Origin of the sequence: Pseudotenacibaculum haliotis (genome assembly GCF_042684245.1) — a bacterium.
In the GTDB taxonomy this organism is placed as follows: Bacteria; Bacteroidota; Bacteroidia; order Flavobacteriales; family Flavobacteriaceae; genus Polaribacter; species Polaribacter haliotis_A.
In genome coordinates, this window is sequence record NZ_JBHULH010000012.1 from 413,757 (window position 1) to 432,602 (window position 18,846).

17 protein-coding genes are annotated in these 18,846 nt (G+C 35.0%); 15 read left to right on the forward strand and 2 right to left on the reverse strand.

Going from position 1 to position 18,846, the window contains the following annotated elements:
* Nucleotides 1–7: 7 nt before the first annotated feature.
* The 3 genes from ACFSRZ_RS16385 (at nucleotide 8) to ACFSRZ_RS16395 (ending at nucleotide 3,923) form a co-directional block, all read left to right on the forward strand.
* Nucleotides 8–1,453: a RagB/SusD family nutrient uptake outer membrane protein gene (locus ACFSRZ_RS16385; RefSeq protein ID WP_379667658.1), complete on the forward strand. Its 1,446-nt coding sequence runs from the start codon at nucleotides 8–10 to the stop codon at nucleotides 1,451–1,453.
* 11 nt (nucleotides 1,454–1,464) lie between these two features.
* Nucleotides 1,465–2,268 carry a hypothetical protein gene (locus ACFSRZ_RS16390; protein ID WP_379667659.1) on the forward strand — a complete coding sequence of 268 codons (804 nt, stop codon included), beginning with the start codon at nucleotides 1,465–1,467 and terminating at the stop codon, nucleotides 2,266–2,268.
* Nucleotides 2,269–2,654: 386 nt separating this feature from the next.
* Nucleotides 2,655–3,923 (forward strand): helix-turn-helix domain-containing protein, encoded by a 1,269-nt coding sequence (locus ACFSRZ_RS16395; protein ID WP_379667660.1) that lies wholly within the window; start codon nucleotides 2,655–2,657, stop codon nucleotides 3,921–3,923.
* Between the two features lie 640 nt (nucleotides 3,924–4,563).
* On the opposite strand, the gene pyrF is transcribed toward ACFSRZ_RS16395, so the two are convergent.
* A complete protein-coding gene (gene pyrF, locus ACFSRZ_RS16400; protein WP_379667661.1) occupies nucleotides 4,564–5,376 on the reverse strand; it encodes an orotidine-5'-phosphate decarboxylase in 813 nt (270 codons plus the stop codon).
* 74 nt (nucleotides 5,377–5,450) lie between these two features.
* On the opposite strand from pyrF, the gene ACFSRZ_RS16405 reads away from it, so the two are divergent.
* Genes ACFSRZ_RS16405 through ACFSRZ_RS16435 form a run of 7 tightly spaced genes read left to right on the forward strand, consistent with a single transcriptional unit; the run spans nucleotide 5,451 to nucleotide 9,616 of the window.
* Nucleotides 5,451–6,527 carry an ABC transporter permease gene (locus ACFSRZ_RS16405; protein ID WP_379667662.1) on the forward strand — a complete coding sequence of 359 codons (1,077 nt, stop codon included), beginning with the start codon at nucleotides 5,451–5,453 and terminating at the stop codon, nucleotides 6,525–6,527.
* A 4-nt stretch (nucleotides 6,528–6,531) separates the two neighbouring features.
* Nucleotides 6,532–7,017 carry a TlpA family protein disulfide reductase gene (locus ACFSRZ_RS16410; RefSeq protein ID WP_379667663.1) on the forward strand — a complete coding sequence of 162 codons (486 nt, stop codon included), beginning with the start codon at nucleotides 6,532–6,534 and terminating at the stop codon, nucleotides 7,015–7,017.
* 31 nt (nucleotides 7,018–7,048) lie between these two features.
* A complete protein-coding gene (gene tpiA, locus ACFSRZ_RS16415; RefSeq protein WP_379667664.1) occupies nucleotides 7,049–7,804 on the forward strand; it encodes a triose-phosphate isomerase in 756 nt (251 codons plus the stop codon).
* Nucleotides 7,804–8,214, forward strand: a complete 411-nt coding sequence (locus tag ACFSRZ_RS16420) for a hypothetical protein (RefSeq protein WP_379667665.1) — start codon at nucleotides 7,804–7,806, stop codon at nucleotides 8,212–8,214. Before tpiA ends, ACFSRZ_RS16420 begins: the two co-directional genes overlap by 1 nt.
* Nucleotides 8,214–9,047 (forward strand): 50S ribosomal protein L11 methyltransferase, encoded by an 834-nt coding sequence (gene prmA / locus ACFSRZ_RS16425; RefSeq protein WP_379667666.1) that lies wholly within the window; start codon nucleotides 8,214–8,216, stop codon nucleotides 9,045–9,047. The genes ACFSRZ_RS16420 and prmA overlap by 1 nt, the downstream gene beginning before the upstream one ends.
* Before the next feature lie 19 nt (nucleotides 9,048–9,066).
* Nucleotides 9,067–9,342: an ATP-dependent Clp protease adaptor ClpS gene (locus ACFSRZ_RS16430; protein ID WP_379667667.1), complete on the forward strand. Its 276-nt coding sequence runs from the start codon at nucleotides 9,067–9,069 to the stop codon at nucleotides 9,340–9,342.
* A gap of 1 nt (nucleotide 9,343) precedes the next feature.
* Nucleotides 9,344–9,616 carry a hypothetical protein gene (locus tag ACFSRZ_RS16435; RefSeq protein ID WP_379667668.1) on the forward strand — a complete coding sequence of 91 codons (273 nt, stop codon included), beginning with the start codon at nucleotides 9,344–9,346 and terminating at the stop codon, nucleotides 9,614–9,616.
* Between the two features lie 11 nt (nucleotides 9,617–9,627).
* On the opposite strand, the gene ACFSRZ_RS16440 is transcribed toward ACFSRZ_RS16435, so the two are convergent.
* Nucleotides 9,628–10,872, reverse strand: a complete 1,245-nt coding sequence (locus ACFSRZ_RS16440) for a hypothetical protein (protein WP_379667669.1) — start codon at nucleotides 10,870–10,872, stop codon at nucleotides 9,628–9,630.
* A gap of 118 nt (nucleotides 10,873–10,990) precedes the next feature.
* Between ACFSRZ_RS16440 and ACFSRZ_RS16445 the strand changes: the two genes are divergently transcribed.
* The 5 genes from ACFSRZ_RS16445 (at nucleotide 10,991) to ACFSRZ_RS16465 (ending at nucleotide 18,694) form a co-directional block, all read left to right on the forward strand.
* Nucleotides 10,991–12,091 (forward strand): hypothetical protein, encoded by a 1,101-nt coding sequence (locus tag ACFSRZ_RS16445; protein ID WP_379667670.1) that lies wholly within the window; start codon nucleotides 10,991–10,993, stop codon nucleotides 12,089–12,091.
* Nucleotides 12,092–12,129: 38 nt separating this feature from the next.
* Nucleotides 12,130–13,245 (forward strand): alkaline phosphatase, encoded by a 1,116-nt coding sequence (locus ACFSRZ_RS16450; protein ID WP_379667671.1) that lies wholly within the window; start codon nucleotides 12,130–12,132, stop codon nucleotides 13,243–13,245.
* Between the two features lie 116 nt (nucleotides 13,246–13,361).
* Entirely contained in the window at nucleotides 13,362–14,018 is a 657-nt protein-coding gene (locus ACFSRZ_RS16455) for a methyltransferase domain-containing protein (RefSeq protein ID WP_379667672.1), read from the forward strand.
* 145 nt (nucleotides 14,019–14,163) lie between these two features.
* The gene (locus ACFSRZ_RS16460; protein ID WP_379667673.1) at nucleotides 14,164–14,346 is read left to right on the forward strand and encodes a hypothetical protein; all 183 of its coding nucleotides are present in this window, start codon (nucleotides 14,164–14,166) and stop codon (nucleotides 14,344–14,346) included.
* A 226-nt stretch (nucleotides 14,347–14,572) separates the two neighbouring features.
* A complete protein-coding gene (locus ACFSRZ_RS16465; RefSeq protein WP_379667674.1) occupies nucleotides 14,573–18,694 on the forward strand; it encodes an FG-GAP-like repeat-containing protein in 4,122 nt (1,373 codons plus the stop codon).
* Nucleotides 18,695–18,846 lie beyond the last annotated feature (152 nt).

Sequence of the window (18,846 nt, forward strand, 5' to 3'; positions counted from 1 at the left end):
CAGGAAAATGAAGAATAATAAGATATTATATTTCGTAAAAATGATCACATTAGCATGGCTTCTTGTTTTTCAGTCATGTAGTGAGGATGTGTTAGATACTGCACCATCGGACGAGGTTGATTTAGAGTTGGCGGTATCCAATGTGGCAAATGCAGAAGCTACTTTATTAGGAGCTTACAGCAGATTTAGAAGTGGGCTATACTACACCGGAACATTAACGGCATTAGGAGATATAATGACAGGAAATGCTTCCATTACAAGTATCAATAATGGTATTTATGCTTTCATGTATAGATATGATTTTAACTCGGCTACACAAGATGTAGATGATGTATGGAATCGTGTGTATTCTATTATTGGAAACGTAAACCCAATTATTGTAGCTATGCCGGATTATGATGATCCAAATGACCCAGATATTGGTAGAAAAGATCAAATTACAGGAGAAGCTCACGCACTTCGTGCCTTAGCATATTTTGATTTGTTAAGAATCTATGGAGAAAGAATGAACAATCCAGGTTCTGAATTTGGAGTGCCAATCCCTACACCACAGATTATACCTAGCACAGACCCACAACCAAGAAGTTCTGTACAAGATGTTTTAAATCTAATTATAAGTGATTTAAACACAGCAATTGGATTGATGGATGGTGACGAAAGCGATAAATCACGTGTAAATAGAAATATGGCTTACGCATTGCTTTCAAGAGTATACTTATACACCGAGAATTACACAGAAGCAATCAATGCTGCGAATAATGTAGGTGGAGTTTCATTGATTACCAATGCTGGAGACTTTAATAATTTCTGGAGAAATTCTGCAGGAAATGAATTGATCTGGAAGATTGCAGTTACTCCGGTAGATGGAGCTAACTCTTTCTCATGGACGTACCTATTCCCGGTAAATACAATCAGGCAAGACTATATTGTTACACAAGAAGTATTGGATTTATATGAAGCAGGAGATTACAGAGAGCCTGTTTATTACACACCAATGCAATCTAGTGCAGACGGACAAGTTAGAAATACGGTAACAAAGTTCCCGGATAATCCTGCTATCAACCAATCTGGTGTAGTAGAGATCATGCCTTTCAGATATGCTGAGGTGATCCTTAACAGAATGGAAGCTTATTATGAAAGTGGAAATGAAGGAAGCGCTTTGAGTGATTTAAATACGTTGAGAGCCGCTAGAGGATTAGGATCAGTATCACTTTCTGGAGCTACTTTAAGACAAGCCATCAGAGATGAGAGAAGAAAAGAGTTGGCTTTTGAAGGTCACTACTGGCATGACTTGAAGAGATGGGAAGTAGATATGGTTAGAGTTCAGGAAGAAAGCTGTACAAGCTGTACATTAACAATTCCTTCAAATTCTCACTTTTGGTTGTTCCCGGTTCCTGTTGCAGAAACCGATACAAATCCAAATGTAACGCAAGCTCCAGGATATTCTAACTAAAACTAAAAGTCATGAAAAAACTAAGATTACTTTATTTGATAGCGTTAGTTTCATTTACATTTCTAGGGTGTGAAAGTGACGCAGAAATTGATACCCCATCTTATCAAAACTCGAAATGGATTCAATTTGACAGTGAGGCAGTTTCCGTATCAGAATCTAATACCATTACAATTCCGGTGCTTTTAGCAGCATCTGAAAACACAAGTGGACAATCAGTTAGTTTTACGGTAACTTCTCAATCGCCAGATAGATATGCAATTACGCAAAACGGAACAGTTGAAATACCGGCAGGAGAGTTTTCTGCCAATATAGAACTAGTTCCTGTAAACGATAATTTGGTGAACGGAGATGCAGAGGTAACTATCTCGTTATCTAATACAGATGTAGGAGTTGGTGTAGGAGGAGAAGGATTACGATTTAATTCAGTAGTAGTTACCGTTGTAGATGACGATTGCTTACCTACCCCAGGATCTTCATATACAGCTACTGTAAGAGCATTTAATGATGATGCTCCTTCATATACTGCTATGTTAACTCCTGTACCCGGAACTACAGATCGTTACACAATCGACTCGGCTTGGGGGCCAGATTTTGTAGGATGGGCTACAGGAAATGCAGGCTTTAATGGACAATTTGTGTATCCGGCAACCATAGTAATTAATAGCGATCTAACGATTGATGTTCTAGGAGGCGCTGGTTATGCAACTGGAGGATCAGGATCTTATGATTCTTGTGGAGATGTGTTTACTTATACGCTAACTCAAGGATTATTTACAACTGATTTTACAGTAGATGTAACGTTAACTGCGAATTAATTTATCGTAGTGACTTAAAAAAATGATTTTTTTTAAGGTTTTTACCTCATAAATGAATTATTTTGTGTTGAATATGATTAGTGGCATGGAGATTTTAAGATAATCTCTATGCTACTTTTCTTATAAATAGCTGTGAAAAAACTACTTCTTTAAGATTTATTGATTTAACTAACGTAAATAATCTAATGCTGTTTTTCACTTAAAAGCTCATGAATGAAATATGTTCTGATGTGTATGTCAGAATATTTTTACGCAGGTTTTTAATAGTTGATCTTTCCTCAAAAGATCTACGAAAAGGCATTAGCAGAGTTTAAGAAGTTTTGTTTGACTATCCGATTTTGATTTTTGGTAGTCTAACAAAGATTATTTAATGTTAAATCAATTGCATGAAAATTAAAGTGCTTGTAAGCCTGCTTATCGTAAGTTGTTCTTTTGGAATATTAGGCTTCAAAAATCAAAAAAAAGAAAATCAGAAAATCTTTGTTGATACGAAAAATGTAGAAGCTCTTTCTACTACAAATAAAAGTTTTGAAGAAGTAAAACTTTCTAAGAGGCTTTCCAAAGACAAAATGTACAATCCTAGTAATATCAAACTAAGAATGTATGCTTTACTTCTGGCTTCTATAGGAGCAATAGGGCTTTTTTTCTCTTTTGTTATGAATACAAGAAAGAAAAGAGATTCATTTAGCAGCCTTATTATAGGTGCTTTTATCGTCTTGTATTCATTATGTGTTTTTCTTTTAAGCTTCTATGTGTTGAACCCTACTAGAGATAGGGCAATTTACTTATCCATAGTATTTATGATGACTCTATTGAAAGGCCCCATGTTGTATTTTTATTTTAGAAAAACTTTCTATATACAGGATGTAAAACGTCAAGATGTTTTGCACACTATTCCGTTTCTTTTTTCACTGAATTGTGTATTCTTTTTTTCTGATCACCTATCATTACTCTTCATTGGCGGAATCTCTTTAGTAGTTTATATTCTATTGGCCTACTTTATTTATGATCAAAAGAAAGGGAAAGTGAAAAAAACAGAGCAGTCAATAGTTTTTTGGCATAGAAACCTACTAGCTGTACAATTAATATATACGATATGCTTTTTAATTTATGGAGTTTTGGTGTTCTTAGAAATATTGGGAGAAGCTCCCATATATTTTTTGTTAGTACCCCAATGTTTTATGGTTTTATACATATCCTATATTTCTTACATGAAACCGGAAATCTTGAACAAGAGATCACTTTTTGAAGAAAGAACATTTAAAAAATATAGAAAATCAGGATTGACTGAGGATTACTCAGAAGAACTGAAAAAGCAGCTTCAAAAATTATTTACAGTAGATAAGATTTATAGAGATGGAAATCTAACCCTTGAAGATGTTTCCAATAAGCTAAGCACAAGTAGGCACAATGTTTCACAGGTAATTAACGAGCACTTTGAAGTGAACTTCTTTCAATTCGTAAACAAGTATAGAATTGGAGAAGTCGTAGAGATACTAAAGGAATCTAAATACAAAGAGCACAAGATGATGAATATTGCTTTTGATGTGGGCTTTAATAATAAGGTAACGTTTAACAGAGCCTTTAAAGCAGAGATGAATATGACTCCAACTGTGTTTTTGAAAATGATCAATGACAAGGAGGAAAAAAAGTAACAAGTTGTCAGAAAAGTTAAATATGATAGGCACTGCCTAAAAATATTCTGAATAGAGCTTTATTTGAATGATTATTTGTTAATGGTATGGCTAGGGATTGCAAACAATATTTTTTTCATTAAGCTTTGTCTTCAAATTAAAAGTCTTATAAAAAAATAGCAATCCCAGCCTTTTTTCGAAAGAGGCTCAGCAAATACTTCCTTTATATAAAGCTCCTAGTTAATAATTAACCGTTTTCATTTTAATCTTCTATTCTTGATATCCAATCTTTATTAATACAGTATTACAATTATCGTGGTTAGTTATCCTTGCCTCTTTTAAGAGAGTATAAAATGGACACGTAAATTAGAAGAAGCTCTAAATGCTTTGGCCTATATTTTGGGAAAAACAGGTAACTATTTAACGGAAAAAGGTAAATATTATAGGGAGTGTCTAAAAGAATCTCTAAATGTAATTACTTAGCCGAAGTATAATTGTAGAAAGCCAGTATTTCTCATTTTTCAACACCTAAAGTTTCTAGAATTGAAAGGTTGTTGGTGCCAATTTTGTAGAATTGTATTAAGTGCTTTATGAGAAACTGGCTGTAAAATTGTATTAAATGCTTTGAAAAGCTGGGCTATTGTCCAGCTTTTCTTTTTTATTAGGATAAAATCTCTGCCATTTGTTCTTGCAATTCAGAAGCTTTTTTAGCTGCAGCTTCCGCAAAATCTTCTCCGTTAGAAACATATATGATTCCTCGAGAAGAGTTGATCAACAAACCTACTTGCTTATTCATACCGTATTTGCAAACATCCTGTAAGTTTCCTCCTTGAGCTCCAACTCCGGGAACTAATAAAAAAGCATCAGGAATAATCTGACGAATATCAGCTAAAAACTCTGCTTTTGTTGCACCTACCACATACATCAAGTTTTCTGAATTGTTCCAAGTTTTAGAAGTCTCTAGCACTTGTTTGTACAATTCTTGTTCATTTACTTTCTGAGTTTGGAAATCAAAAGCTCCCTGATTAGAAGTTAAAGCTAGTAAGATGGTATGCTTGTTTTCAAAAGCTAAAAAAGGTTCAACAGAATCTTTTCCCATATAAGGAGCCACAGTAACACTGTCAAAAGAAAGATCTTCAAAGAAAGCTTTGGCATACATTGTAGAGGTGTTTCCAATATCTCCTCTTTTTGCATCAGCAATTGTAAAGATATCCGGATGTTTCTCGTTCAAATAACAAATTGTTTTCTTTAATGCTTTCCAACCTTTAATTCCATAAGCTTCATAAAAAGCAGTATTAGGTTTATAAGCTACACACAGGTGATGTGTTGCATCAATAATTGCTTTGTTGAACTCAAAGATCGGGTCTTCCTTTTCTAATAAAAAAGCGGGGATCTTTGCAAGGTCTACATCTAAACCGATACATAAAAATGATTTCTTTTTTTGAATTTGAGCGAAGATTTCTGCTGTGGTCATGTGTTGATTTAAAAGTTGAGCAAAGGTACATATTTTTAAGACTTTCTGTTATCTTTGTTATATAGCGATACTTCATGATTCGATATATAGCCAATAAGTTTTTTTATGGAATTCTAACACTCTTTGGTGTCGTAACGGTCATCTTTCTGCTCTTCAATATTTTACCAGGAGATCCTGCCAGAATGATGCTGGATCAACGCGAAGATTCAGAACAATTGGCCAACATCCGTAAGAAGTATGGCTTCGACCAATCGAAAACACGACAGTACTTTTATTATCTGAATGATTTATCTCCTGTTTCTTTTCACTCAAAGGAAGCAAATGACTATACTTTTTTAGATGATGATAAGTATACTTACCAATCTCTGTTTTCTGTAGGAAACACAGAAGTAGTCGTAAAATATCCCTACTTGAGAGAATCTTTTCAGAAGAATGGTAAAAAGGTGTCGGAAGTTATCTCAGAAACTTTACCTAACACAGCAATTTTAGCTGTTTTTGCTATTGTAATAGCCATGATCTTGGGAATTATTTTTGGTGTATTATCAGCCATTTTTAAAGATTCGTGGTTTGATAGGATTATTGCAGTCATAAGTACATTAGGAATGAGCATTCCTTCTTTCTTTTCTGCAATTCTCTTTGCCTGGATCTTTGGATTTGTGCTTCATGAAATAACCGGTTTAGAAATGACCGGAAGTTTGTATGTGGTAGATGATTTTGGAGAAGGAACCTATATTCAGTGGAAGAATTTATTATTGCCCGCAATTGTTCTGGGAATACGCCCTTTGGCTGTTGTGATTCAGTTGATGCGAAATTCGTTACTGGAAGTTTTAAGCTTAGATTATGTAAGAACTGCCAAAGCAAAAGGACTGAATATGTATCGGGTTATCAGAAGACATGCGCTAAAAAACTCATTGAACCCCGTGGTAACCGCAATATCAGGTTGGTTTGCCTCTATGTTGGCAGGAGCTGTATTTGTAGAGTATATCTTTAACTGGAACGGATTGGGTAAGGAGATCGTGAACTCATTAAATACTCTTGACCTACCGGTAATTATGGGAAGCGTATTGGTTATTGCAACCATGTTTATCATCATAAACATGTTGGTGGATATTATTTACAGTTGGTTAGATCCCCGAATCAGATTACAATAGAAAAATGAGAAAACTACTTGTCATTGTAAGCTTACTTTTTTTATGGAGCTGTAGTAAAGCTCCCACAGAGTTTTCAGAAAAAGCATTGGGAGAAATACTTCTAAACAGGAACAATGAAGAAGTTCTTTTTAAAGACATCTTAGAAAAGTACAGAGGAGAAAAAATATTGATCGATGTTTGGGCATCTTGGTGTAAAGACTGTATTATAGGGTTGCCAAACTTGAAAAAATTACAATCCGAAAATCAGAATGTGCAATATGTTTTCCTGTCTTTAGACAGAACATCTAAAAGCTGGAAAAGAGGAGTTGATAGGTTTCAAATAAAAGGAGACCATTATTTTATGAAAGAAGGCAAAAAGGGAGCCTTAGGAGAATTTCTGAATCTATGGTGGATTCCTCGTTATGTTGTGGTAGATGAATCGGGAAGAATTGCCTTGTTCAAGGCTACAAAAATTACAGATAAAAAGATATTAGAAGCCTTAAAAAAATAAGTACTTTAGCCCTATAAAATCAAACTTTATTATGAGGAAAAATATTGTTGCAGGAAACTGGAAGATGAATAATAATGCTGAACAAACACAGCAATTGATCAACGATTTAAAAACAGCCGTATCTGGATTAGAAACAGAAACGAGAATTATTATAGCACCTACATTTGTAAACTTAGCGTTGGCACAAAATAATGCGGCAGGTTCATCTATTGAAGTTGCAGCACAAAACATGCACCAAGCCAAGAATGGTGCTTATACGGGAGAGATTTCTGCCGATATGTTAACATCCATAGGATTGCAAACAGTTATTTTAGGACACTCAGAAAGAAGAACATATTTTGGAGAGAACGATGCTACCTTAACAGAAAAAGTAACTGCAGCATTGGAAAATGAATTGGAAGTTATTTTCTGCTTTGGAGAGTTGTTAGAAGATAGAAAATCAGACAATCATTTTAATGTTGTAGAGAGTCAACTTAAGAACGTGTTATTCAATTTGCCAGCTTCGTCTTGGGAAAAGATTGTATTGGCTTACGAACCGGTATGGGCTATTGGAACAGGAGAAACAGCAAGTCCGGAACAAGCACAGGAAATGCATGCGTTTATCAGAAGTTTAATCACAGATCAGTATGGAGCAGAGGTTGCAAGCAATGTTTCTATACTTTACGGAGGAAGTGTAAAACCTAACAATGCAGAAGAGATCTTTTCTAAAGAAGATGTAGATGGAGGATTGATTGGAGGAGCTTCTTTAAAGGCACAAGATTTTACAGCAATTATAAAAGCTATTTAATGGCCAAAAAAACATGGCAGGAAAAATTCGATTCAGACAAGCCGCATCAGGTTAAAATCATAGAGAAGAGGTTTGCAGACATGCCTGAGGGCACTAAAATGTTCATTGCTACACCTAAGATCATTGATGCATATATCAATCATATTCCAAAAGGAGTAGAGGTAGATGTGCAAACTATGAGAAAAGATCTGGCAGCAGAGTATGATGCGGAAATGACCTGTCCTGTAACCACAAGCATTTTTTTAAGAGTAGTAGCTGAAGTAGCTTTAGAGAAACATCAGCAAGGAGCAGTTCTGGATAAGATCACGCCATTCTGGAGAGTTGTAAAATCCAGATCTCCTTTGGCAAAGAAATTAAGCTGTGGAACAGAGTTTATTAATGAATTAAGAACTAAAGAAAATTTATCGTAATGGATGCGATTTATATTGAATATACTTTTGAAGTAAGCCCTAAAGAACCGGCAACAGAAATTCTGATTGCAGAATTGGGATTTGCAGGCTTTGAAAGTTTTGTTGAGAACGAGAACGGGGTAACGGCATACATTCAAAAGCAAGATTGGAATGATGCTATTTTAGAAGGAATAGGAATCTTAGATTCTGAAGATTTCGATATAAAGTATGATCAGAAAGAAGTAGCTCAGACCAATTGGAATGCAGAATGGGAAAAGAATTTCAATCCTATTCAGGTAGATGACATGGTGAGCATTCGCGCTCCCTTCCATGAAGATCCAAATTTAAAATACGATATCATCATTGAGCCCAAAATGAGTTTTGGTACCGGGCATCATGAGACTACGCATATGATGGTACAACACTTGTTAGATCTTGATCTTGACGGAAAGAAAGTGTTGGATATGGGATGTGGAACAGGAATCTTAGCAATTTTTGCTGAAATGAAAGGAGCACAACCTATTGATGCTATCGATATTGATTCTTGGTGTTATGAAAACTCATTAGAAAACGCCGAGCGCAATAATTGTCACCATATTTCAGTTTATGAAGGAGACGCTGCCTTGTTAAAAGGAAGAAACTATGATGTGATTATAGCTAATATCAATCGTAATATTTTATTAGCAGATATGGCAACCTATACTGAGTGTTTGAATGAAAATGGAGTTTTGTTGCTAAGTGGTTTTTATGAGGAAGATATTCCGGTAATTAACGAAGAAGTTTCTAAGTACAATTTGACTTTTAACAAAAAAATTGAACGAAATAATTGGGTAGCACTCAGATATTTAAAGTAAAGTTTATAAATTCGTGTTTATGAGTACGATAGAAAAGATACAAGAAGAGATTGACGTACTGGAGCAAGAAGTCAATCAACATGAAATTGTTTTGTATAATGATGATGTGAATACATTCGACTTTGTGATTCACTCATTAATTAATGTATGTGAGCATACTACGGAACAAGCAGAGCAATGTACTTGGTTAGTTCATTTTAAAGGAAAATGTACTGTCAAAACAGGAGAGTTAAAAGATTTAAAGCCTAGATGTTCTAAGTTGTTAGAGTTAGGATTATCAGCAGAATTGGTATAGAATGGAGAACGTTTTTAAGTACTTCGAATTTTCTTCGTTCTTTACAGATGAATCCCAAAGTTTTTTAGGAAATCAAATTGCATATAGTGAGTTGAACTCAGAACATTTTCTCGTTTTTGAAAATGAGAATGATTCCTATAATTTATATGTTTCTAAATATGCAAATAAGAAACAGATAGGAAAAGAAGCTCCAGAAATTTTAGAACTCCTTATCAAAGACTACGATAAAGGAAATCCTGAGCACAGAATAGCCATCAGAAGATATTTTGAATAAGTCTGCAGACTTTATTTCAAAATTGTTTGGCCATTTGTTACATCTTTAATTTCTATACTTTTCACTTCACCGGCACCTAGAAATCGGTATCGTATTCCTACAAGGTCTCCAATAGATTCATTGTATTTTCCTGAATAGATAAGACTATCTTGAACAAAGACTCTTACATTCTTGTTGTTGATGTCTATATTGATATCGGTGAAATTAGATAGATCAACACCAAAATTAGAAAGATCGTGTTTTTTTCCACTTAAGAAAACATCGTTTAGCAGCAATCCAATATCGGAGATACAACCCAATTGAGTAAAAGGAATAATCATAGCCCCTTCAGTTCCTAAAATAACAAACCTCAATGTTTGGCACACAGCCCACTTATCATTGTATGTGTTTTTTACAGATGTATGTATGGAAATATGATCTCCAGATACTCCAAAGTGATCAATCAAATGAAAAGAAGAAACAATAGGCTCTTTGCTATTGGCTATTTCATTAATGGCAGCATCAGGAAAAGATAATTTCTGTTGCAAAAACAGTTGCTCTTTAGTGTAATATTTAGGAACAGGCTCATAATCTAAAGTTCCAGACCAACCATTAGACTTTATAAATAGATCATGCTCTTTAATAATCTTTCCGTCTACCAATAATTTTGATCTGAAATAACCGGGAAAGTAATAGATACCTGTAGCCTGCTTTTGCCCAGATTCCAATTTGATAGTTTTAGTTTTATCCCAGAACTGTTGAATATAAATACTATCAGATTCAATACCTGTTAGATCAAAATCAAAGATCACAGAATTAGGCAAACCATCAATAATAGGCCTGCTTTTAAAAGAAACATTAGAGTAATCATTCTCTTTCACATTGGAATTTAAAGTCATTGAGAAAAAGGAAATAAAAACCAAAGTCAATAAGGCAGCACTAGGAACAATAATACTCAAATAAGGAACGATCTTCTTTTGAAAGAAGTTAGGTTTTGAGTTGGTAGCATTGAGTTTAAAATCTCTCCAATTTTTATAATCGATAAATTGCGCTAAAGTATTCAATGTACTAATGCTGGGTGAACTCTCGTAATGTACCCTTCCCCAAACTCTTTTTAATGTAGTTGGACTTAGTAGAACACCTGTTTTTTGTTGAATAAATTCACTCAATTCAGCAAACATATCATTATGCCACGTAGAAGACTTCCCCCAATCTAATTTCTTCTCAATCAGACCGAGACAAGCTTTAAGAATTTTATGTTCTTCCTGTGCATTCATCTTTAACAAAAATCATTAAAATATCTCATCTGCACAAGATTGATCCGTTTTGAACGGTTTTGTTTTTAGAAAAAAGACCTTAGAAAATATATTTGAATTCAATTCAATAATTAATGTCATGAAATTCAAATTAACTACTCTTTTGTTTTTGCTAACTCTGGTTTCGGTAAAATCACAAAATACAATTCCAATAGATACAACTCATTGGCAAATACAAGCGAGATCCTATGTGATTGAAACTTTCAAAGGAAAGAACGCAATTTATTTGCAAGGAGGATTTATGAAGCTAAAAGACCAAAAGTTCCTAAACGGAACCATAGAATTCGATATTTATTTAAAAGAACTACAAGCCTTTCCGGGAGTATATTTTAGAATAGATGAAGAATCTAATGGAGAGCAGTTCTTTTTAAGACCTCATTTGTCTGGCAAACCAGATGCAAATCAAGCAGCTCCGCTTACTCATGGTATAACACCGTGGCAGCTGTATTTTGGACCTAGATATTCTTTTCCTTACACATATAACTATGAAGATTGGACTCACGTAAAAATAATTGTAAATGAAGGTAAAGCTCAGGTCTTTCTTAATTATGCTAAGAAACCCAATTTATCTTGGAATCTGTTTCACAAACCCAAAAGTGGAGATATAGGTTTTAGAGGAGGTAACAGAACAGGTTTGCATATTGCAAATATTAAGATAGATCATTCAGTCCCTAAGATTTCCGGTTTTGCACCAATAGAAAGAAAACCTATAGAAGGACTCATTCAAAAATGGGAAATCTCAGATAGTTTTGAAGAAAGCGAACTAGATGATATAAATAACTTGACAAAGTTAATTGCTAATAGAAAATGGAATCATGAAATTGTTGTTGAAGAAGGAACTGCAGCGAATATTTCAAGAAAAGTAAACCTAGTAAGTAATAGAAAGAAAAATACAGTCTTTGCTAGAATTACTATTCATTCAAATAAGAAACAAACCAAGCTAATCAAATTTGGGTATAGTGATCGAGTGGTAGCTATTCTTAATGGGAAACCTATTTATAAAGGAACCAATAAATGGAGAAGCAGAGATTATCGTTATTTAGGGACAGTAGGATTGTTTGATGGAGTATATCTTCCATTAAAAAAAGGTAAAAACACATTGCTTATGGCGGTTTCTGAAGATTTTGGCGGTTGGTTAATTACAGGGAAATTTAACAATGAGATAGGATTAAAATACTAGAATAATGATACTTTTGTTTTTGTAATTCAAAGTATATTATGAAAACGAGTATCAAACTTCTAGCATTATTGGGTGTTGTGACTTTTTTCGGATGCGAAAAGAAAGAAGAAGCACCTAAGAAACCAAAAAATGTAATCCTTTTAATTAGTGATGGTACAGGGTTGTCTCAAATATCATCAGCATATTTTTTCAAGAATGAAGAACCTAATTATTCTAGATTTGAAAATATAGGATTTATTAAAACTTCATCATCAAAAGAAGATGTAACAGATTCTGCTGCTGGAGCAACAGCGTTTGCAAGTGGAGTAAAAACCTATAATGGAGCCGTAGGAGTAAATTCTGATTCTATATCTGTTCCAACAATTGTAGAATTAGTTCAAGATAGAGGAGTAAGAACAGGAGTAGTAGCAACATCTTCTATTCAACATGCAACACCGGCTGCTTTTTATGGGCATCAAGTTAGCAGAAGATATTATGAAAAGTTGTCTCAAGATCTATATAATTCAGATATTGATTATTTCGCAGGTGGAGGATTAAGATTCTTTACCAAAAGAAAAGATAGTGTAGATCTATACAAGAAAATGGAAGATAAAGGTTTCTACATGAACACAGAAGCTTTAACAAACTATGATCAAATAAAAGACAAAAGCAAAGCAGGATTCTTGTTAGCAGAAACGGCAATGCCAAAAATGCAAGAGAACAGAGGTGATTTCTTGCCAAAAGCAACTCAATTAGGAATCGATTTCCTAAATAATGATAAAGGTTTCTTTATTATGGTAGAAGGTTCTCAGATCGACTGGGGAGGGCATGCAAATGACGGACCTTATGCGGTTGCTGAGCTGATCGATTTTGACAATGCTATTGGAAAGGCATTAGACTTTGCTAAAAAAGATGGAAATACATTGGTAGTTGTAACATCTGATCATGAAACCGGCGGTTTTACCTTGGCTTCAACAACAAAAAAAGACGAAAACGGTAAAGAATACAGCGACTATTCTGAGGTAGATATCACTTTCTCAACCGGAGGGCACTCTGCAACATTAATTCCTGTTTTTGCATACGGACCGGGTGCAGAAGAGTTTAAAGGGATTTATGAAAACAACGACATTTTCCACAAAATCATGGAAGTAACCGGATGGAAAGCTAAAAAATAGATCCGAAAACATATACTGTTAAAAGGACTCATTATAATGAGTCCTTTTTTTATTTAACATTTTGTTAGTCAGAAGGTTCAATAATTATTCTTTACTTCATAAAAAATACCAAAGCCATGTCCAGAACTAACTCATTCCAACTAGTATTCATCACATTCCTGATGGTATGCAATTTAGGCTACTCACAGTACAAAAAACAATATTGGGAAAGCAGAGATAAGTGGCAAAAAGTGCCGGAGCTTATTAAATTGATGAAGATCAAAAAAGATATGAATGTAGCAGATATTGGTTGTCATGAAGGTTATATGACCATTCATTTATCTAACTATCTTAACAACAAAGGAAGAGTATATGCGGTAGATGTAGTAAAAAGCAGAATAGATCAACTTAAAAAATTGCTGAAAGAAGAAAAGAAAACCAATGTAACTCCTATTATTGGAAAATACGACGACCCTCTCCTTCCTAAGAATACCTTAGATGCTGTTATTATTATGGATACCTATCATGAGATTGATGCCAATAAGAAAGTTTTGAAAAAGGTATATCAATCTTTAAAAAAAGGAGGGAGACTGCTAATTCTTGAGGAGATAAAAACTTATAGAATCAAAAACACTAGAGAAAGTCAGAGAAGCAGACATGATATTGCATTGCGGTATGTAAAGAAAGACCTCTTGGAAGCAGGATTTACCATTGAAAAAGAGATACCGGATTTTGGTAGATGGGAGGAGAAAGAAGAAGAACAAATGTGGATACTGGTCGCCGTCAAAAAGTAAGAAACAAGATGTAAAAAGCTCGCTATACTATAGCGAGCTTTTTTAATATTAATACCCTGAAAAAGAATTTTTTGTAAGATTTTTTAAAAAAATGTGACCATGTAAAGAATCATGTGTCTAACTATTTAAAGACAAGTAACTAAGTATGGGTAATAAGAAAGTTTTTGTTTTAATGATGGCAATTTTAGTGTCGACTCAGGTTGTAGGACAAGCGGTTCCGCCGCCAATTCCACCACCTCCGCCACCGGGATTATCGTTGGGAATTGGGGAGTATTTCTTTTTGATGGCAGGATTGGTGTTTGGTGTTTTAGAAATCAAAAAAGGTTGAAGTTAATGATTATGAATACCCCTTACGGTTTTAGACTTAGTTGATTGTATATTTCTGACAGAGTCCCCAAGACCAGAAAGCAAGTTATAGATTCGTCTATGCTTGCTTTTGTTTTTTATGCGCATTATATGATGTACTCTTTGTTGGTGAAGCAGTTTTTAGAAATGTTAAAATTTTCTTAAATTAGTAACCAACGGGGTTATAACTATATAAAGAACAAGGGGGTATGAAAAACTATAAATCGCCATATAGCATGGCGTTATATGCTATTTTTCATAAAAAAAAGACTGTTTTACAATTGTATTGGGTACAACAGTTTTTCAATTTCTATTCACGCTTTTTTTGTGTCACTTTTCTATTTTTTCTGATCAGCAATTTTGCAACAGCACAATTTACATTTGTTCATAAAGGAAGTTTAGCAGGTTTTGCTGAACTAAAAGAGAATAATGGAGTTTCTGTAGCCGACTATGATGGAGATCTAGATTTGGACGTATTTGTGGTTGCAAAAGGATATGATGATAATGGGAAACCGGAAACAATAAGCAAACTGTTTAGAAACAATAATAATGGAACATTTACAGATGTCACAGAAGAATCTGGGTTAACCGATTTACTATCGCCTGAAGAGGTGCCAAGTATGTTTGACAATTACGATGGTTTGGCAGGAGAGAAATACGGAGCCTTCTGGGGCGATTATGATAATGATGGTGATCCCGATTTGTTTTTTACGCACTTAGCAAAAGTACAGCTCTTTAGAAATCAAGGCGATGGGACTTTTGTTGATGTTACTCAACAAGCAGGAATTTTAGAAATAAATAATTGCGGAAATACAGTAGCCACATGGTTCGATTTTAATAACGATCGTTTTCTGGATCTTTATATTAGCGATTGGAGGTATTGTGAGAATACCTTGTATCAAAATAACGGAGATGGAACATTTACCAATGTTACTGTATCTTCAGGAATACAAACAGAACCTGCATTGCCTAGTTTTGTTCCCTTTCCTTTCGATTTTAATAAAGACGGTTTGATGGATTTGTATCTTACAAATGACCTTAGCAAACCTAATGACCTATTTATCAATCTATCTGGAAGTACATTTGAAGAAAGAGCTGAAGACTTTGGAATAAATACAGCAGGTGATGATATGGGAATGACTATGGGAGATTACAATAACGATGGTCATTTCGATATTTTTATAACAGCGATAGATCAAAACTTCTTGCTTACCAACAATGGCAATAATACCTTCATGGATAAGGCTTCGGTAAACTTTGTAGATAATTCGGGTTGGGGCTGGGGTGCTACATTTGCAGATTTTGATCTAGATGGAGATGAAGACTTAATGGTAGTAAACGGTTATGATTATCCCACGCAAAACAGAAGTGCAGAGTTGAACTTCTATTACGAGAATAAGTATGCACAAGGTGGGAATCATTTTGTGTCAAATACAACAAACGGAGCAGTTGAATTAGCAATTAGTGTAGAAGCTTTGGATTTTGATTACGATAATGATGGAGACCTAGATCTTTTTATAACCAATTCAGACAGACGCTCTTCATTCTACCACAACAATACAATAGAAGATAGTAACAGTTCTTTAACTTGGTTTCAAGTTCAGTTGCAAGGAACACTTTCTAATAGAGATGCCATAGGAACTATTTTAACTTTAACTACAACTACAGGAACAATCAAACGATATTATACAGGAGTTGGATTTCTTGGACAAAGTTTAAAGCCTGTTCATTTTGGACTGAATGGCGAAACTGAAATTACAGAGTTAAAAATAGAATGGCCTTCCGGACATGTAGATACACATCAAAACCTAACAGCCAATACATTTATAAGAGCTGTTGAAAATCAAGGATTCACAACTTTAAATATAGCTCCGGCAGAAACCATAGAGGGGTGTACAGACCCCAATTCATGCAATTTCAATCCACAAGCAACAATTAATAATGGTTCTTGTGTGTATTTAACTGCTACAGAAAGTATCGTTGGAGAAAACAACCCGGGATATTTGAGTATTGAAGAATATTCTTATTCCCTTGCTATAGGAAATACAATGACTTGGGAAGTAGAAGGGGGTGAAATCATAGAAGGACAAGGAACAGGAAGTATTAAAGTAAAATGGGGGCTTTCTGAAAATGCTTCCATAAAAGCAATTCTAAGTAGTAGTCTGTGTAATAGCGATGAATTGAACTTTGATGTTGTGTTAGGAGTGAACAATCTTGAAGAAGATAAATCAATTGCCAGATTGTGGAACGAAGTTCTTTTAGAAGCCATACGTAATGATTATGCCCGACCTACAGTACATGCAAGGAACCTATTTCATACCAGTATTGCAATGTATGATGCTTGGGCAATCTATTCCGATGAAGCTAGACCCTATCTAATTGGTAATAGTCAAAATACGATCAATGCATTTCAGCCATTCTCTGTAAATCAAACAATCGAGACATCTAGAAATACAACCATTAGTTATGCAGTATACAGATTGTTAAAATACAGATTTAGAAACTCTCCACATGCAAATGAAACTAGTGATCTTCTAGATCGAGTGATGAATCAATTAGAATATGACATACATATGACTAACACTGATTTTTCAGATGGAAACGCAGCAGCATTAGGAAATTATATAGCCGAGCAGATCATTGCTTATGGTCATCAAGATGGAGCAAGAGAGCTTTCAGGATACGATAATGGGTATTATGAACCTATCAATGAACCTTTGGCTCCAATACTTCCCGGAAACTCAACGATAAACGACCCCAATAGATGGCAATCATTGAGTTTGGATACCTTTATAGATCAAAGCGGAAATTTAATTGCAGGATCAACCATTGATTTCCTAAGTCCAGAATGGGGAAATGTAACCCCTTTTGCCTTATCTAATGTTGTCAAACAGAGTTATGAACGAGATGGGAATACATATCATGTCTATCACGATCCAGGAATTCCACCTTACTTAGGGGGAAGCAGTCAAGCAATGGATGAAGCTTACAAATGGGGATTTTCTAAAGTATCTATTTGGAGTTCGCACTTAGACCCTGAAGACGGTGTACTATGGGATATTTCTCCGGCATCTATCGGGAATATAGCTATAGAAGATTTCCCAACTTCACATTTGCAATACCCAAGTTTTTACGACTTGATCAATGGAGGGGATATAGGAGAAGGATATGGTTTTAATCCAAAAACAGGGCAACCATATCAACCACAAATAGTTCCAAGAGGTGACTATGCACGAGTTTTGGCAGAGTTTTGGGCAGATGGTCCGGATTCAGAAACACCTCCGGGGCATTGGTTCTCAATTTTAAATTATGTAAATGATCATTCCTTGTTTGAGAAAAAACTAGAAGGAGTAGGAGAAGAGTTAGACCCTCTAGAGTGGGATGTAAAAGCATATTTTGCAATGGGAGGAGCCATGCATGATGCAGCGATCTCTGCGTGGAGTGTCAAAGGGTGGTATGATTATGTACGCCCTATCTCTGCAATCCGTTATATGGCAGACAAAGGTCAAAGTACAGATCAGAATTTACCAAGTTATCATGAACATGGAATTCCACTTAGATCTGGATATGTAGAACTGGTAGATGAAAATGATCCTTTAGCAGGAAGATATGGAGAAAACATAGGAAAGATCAAAGTAAAGGCATGGAGAGGACATGGGTATATAGGGAATACAGCTACAGATGTGGCCGGAGTAGACTGGATCTTGGCAGAAAATTGGTGGCCTTACCAACGACCTAGCTTTGTAACACCTCCATTTGCGGGTTATGTTTCTGGGCACTCAACTTATTCAAGAGCTGCGGCAGAGGTAATGACGCTGCTTACCGGAGATGCTTTTTTTCCGGGTGGAATGGGAGAATTTGTTGCCAAAAAAGATGAGTTCTTAGTGTTTGAAGATGGTCCCTCTACAGATGTAATATTACAATGGGCTACCTACAGAGATGCCTCAGATCAATGTAGTTTGTCTAGAATTTGGGGAGGCATTCACCCTCCGGCAGATGATATTCCTGGAAGGTTGATTGGAGAGCGAATAGGAATAGAATCGTATAGCTATGCCAAGTCCTTCTTTCAAGGAAAGAGATTCAGCACTTTTGTGTTAGGAGATGCTTCTATTTATCCCAACCCGGTAGATAGAATGGGAGAAGTAACAATTTTGAATACCAGAACAGATGATGCATATACCCTATATAACCTACTAGGAAAATCCATTGCTGTGACATGGAGTTTTGATGCCGATACAAATACAACAAAAGTTGATATTCCTATAGTGTCTAAAGGATTATATGTTTTAAAGAACAGAAATGGTGAATCTTGGAAACTATTAGTAAAATAAAAGTTAGTTAAGGTTTTGTAACCATGTGAGAATGATTACCACAATCAACTCTCCCTTCAGTTAAATGATTAAAATATTATTGCGTATAGATTTCTGATTTCTGTACGTTAATACGCCTTTGTTTCTATCCCTCATTGTTAGCTAATTGAGAG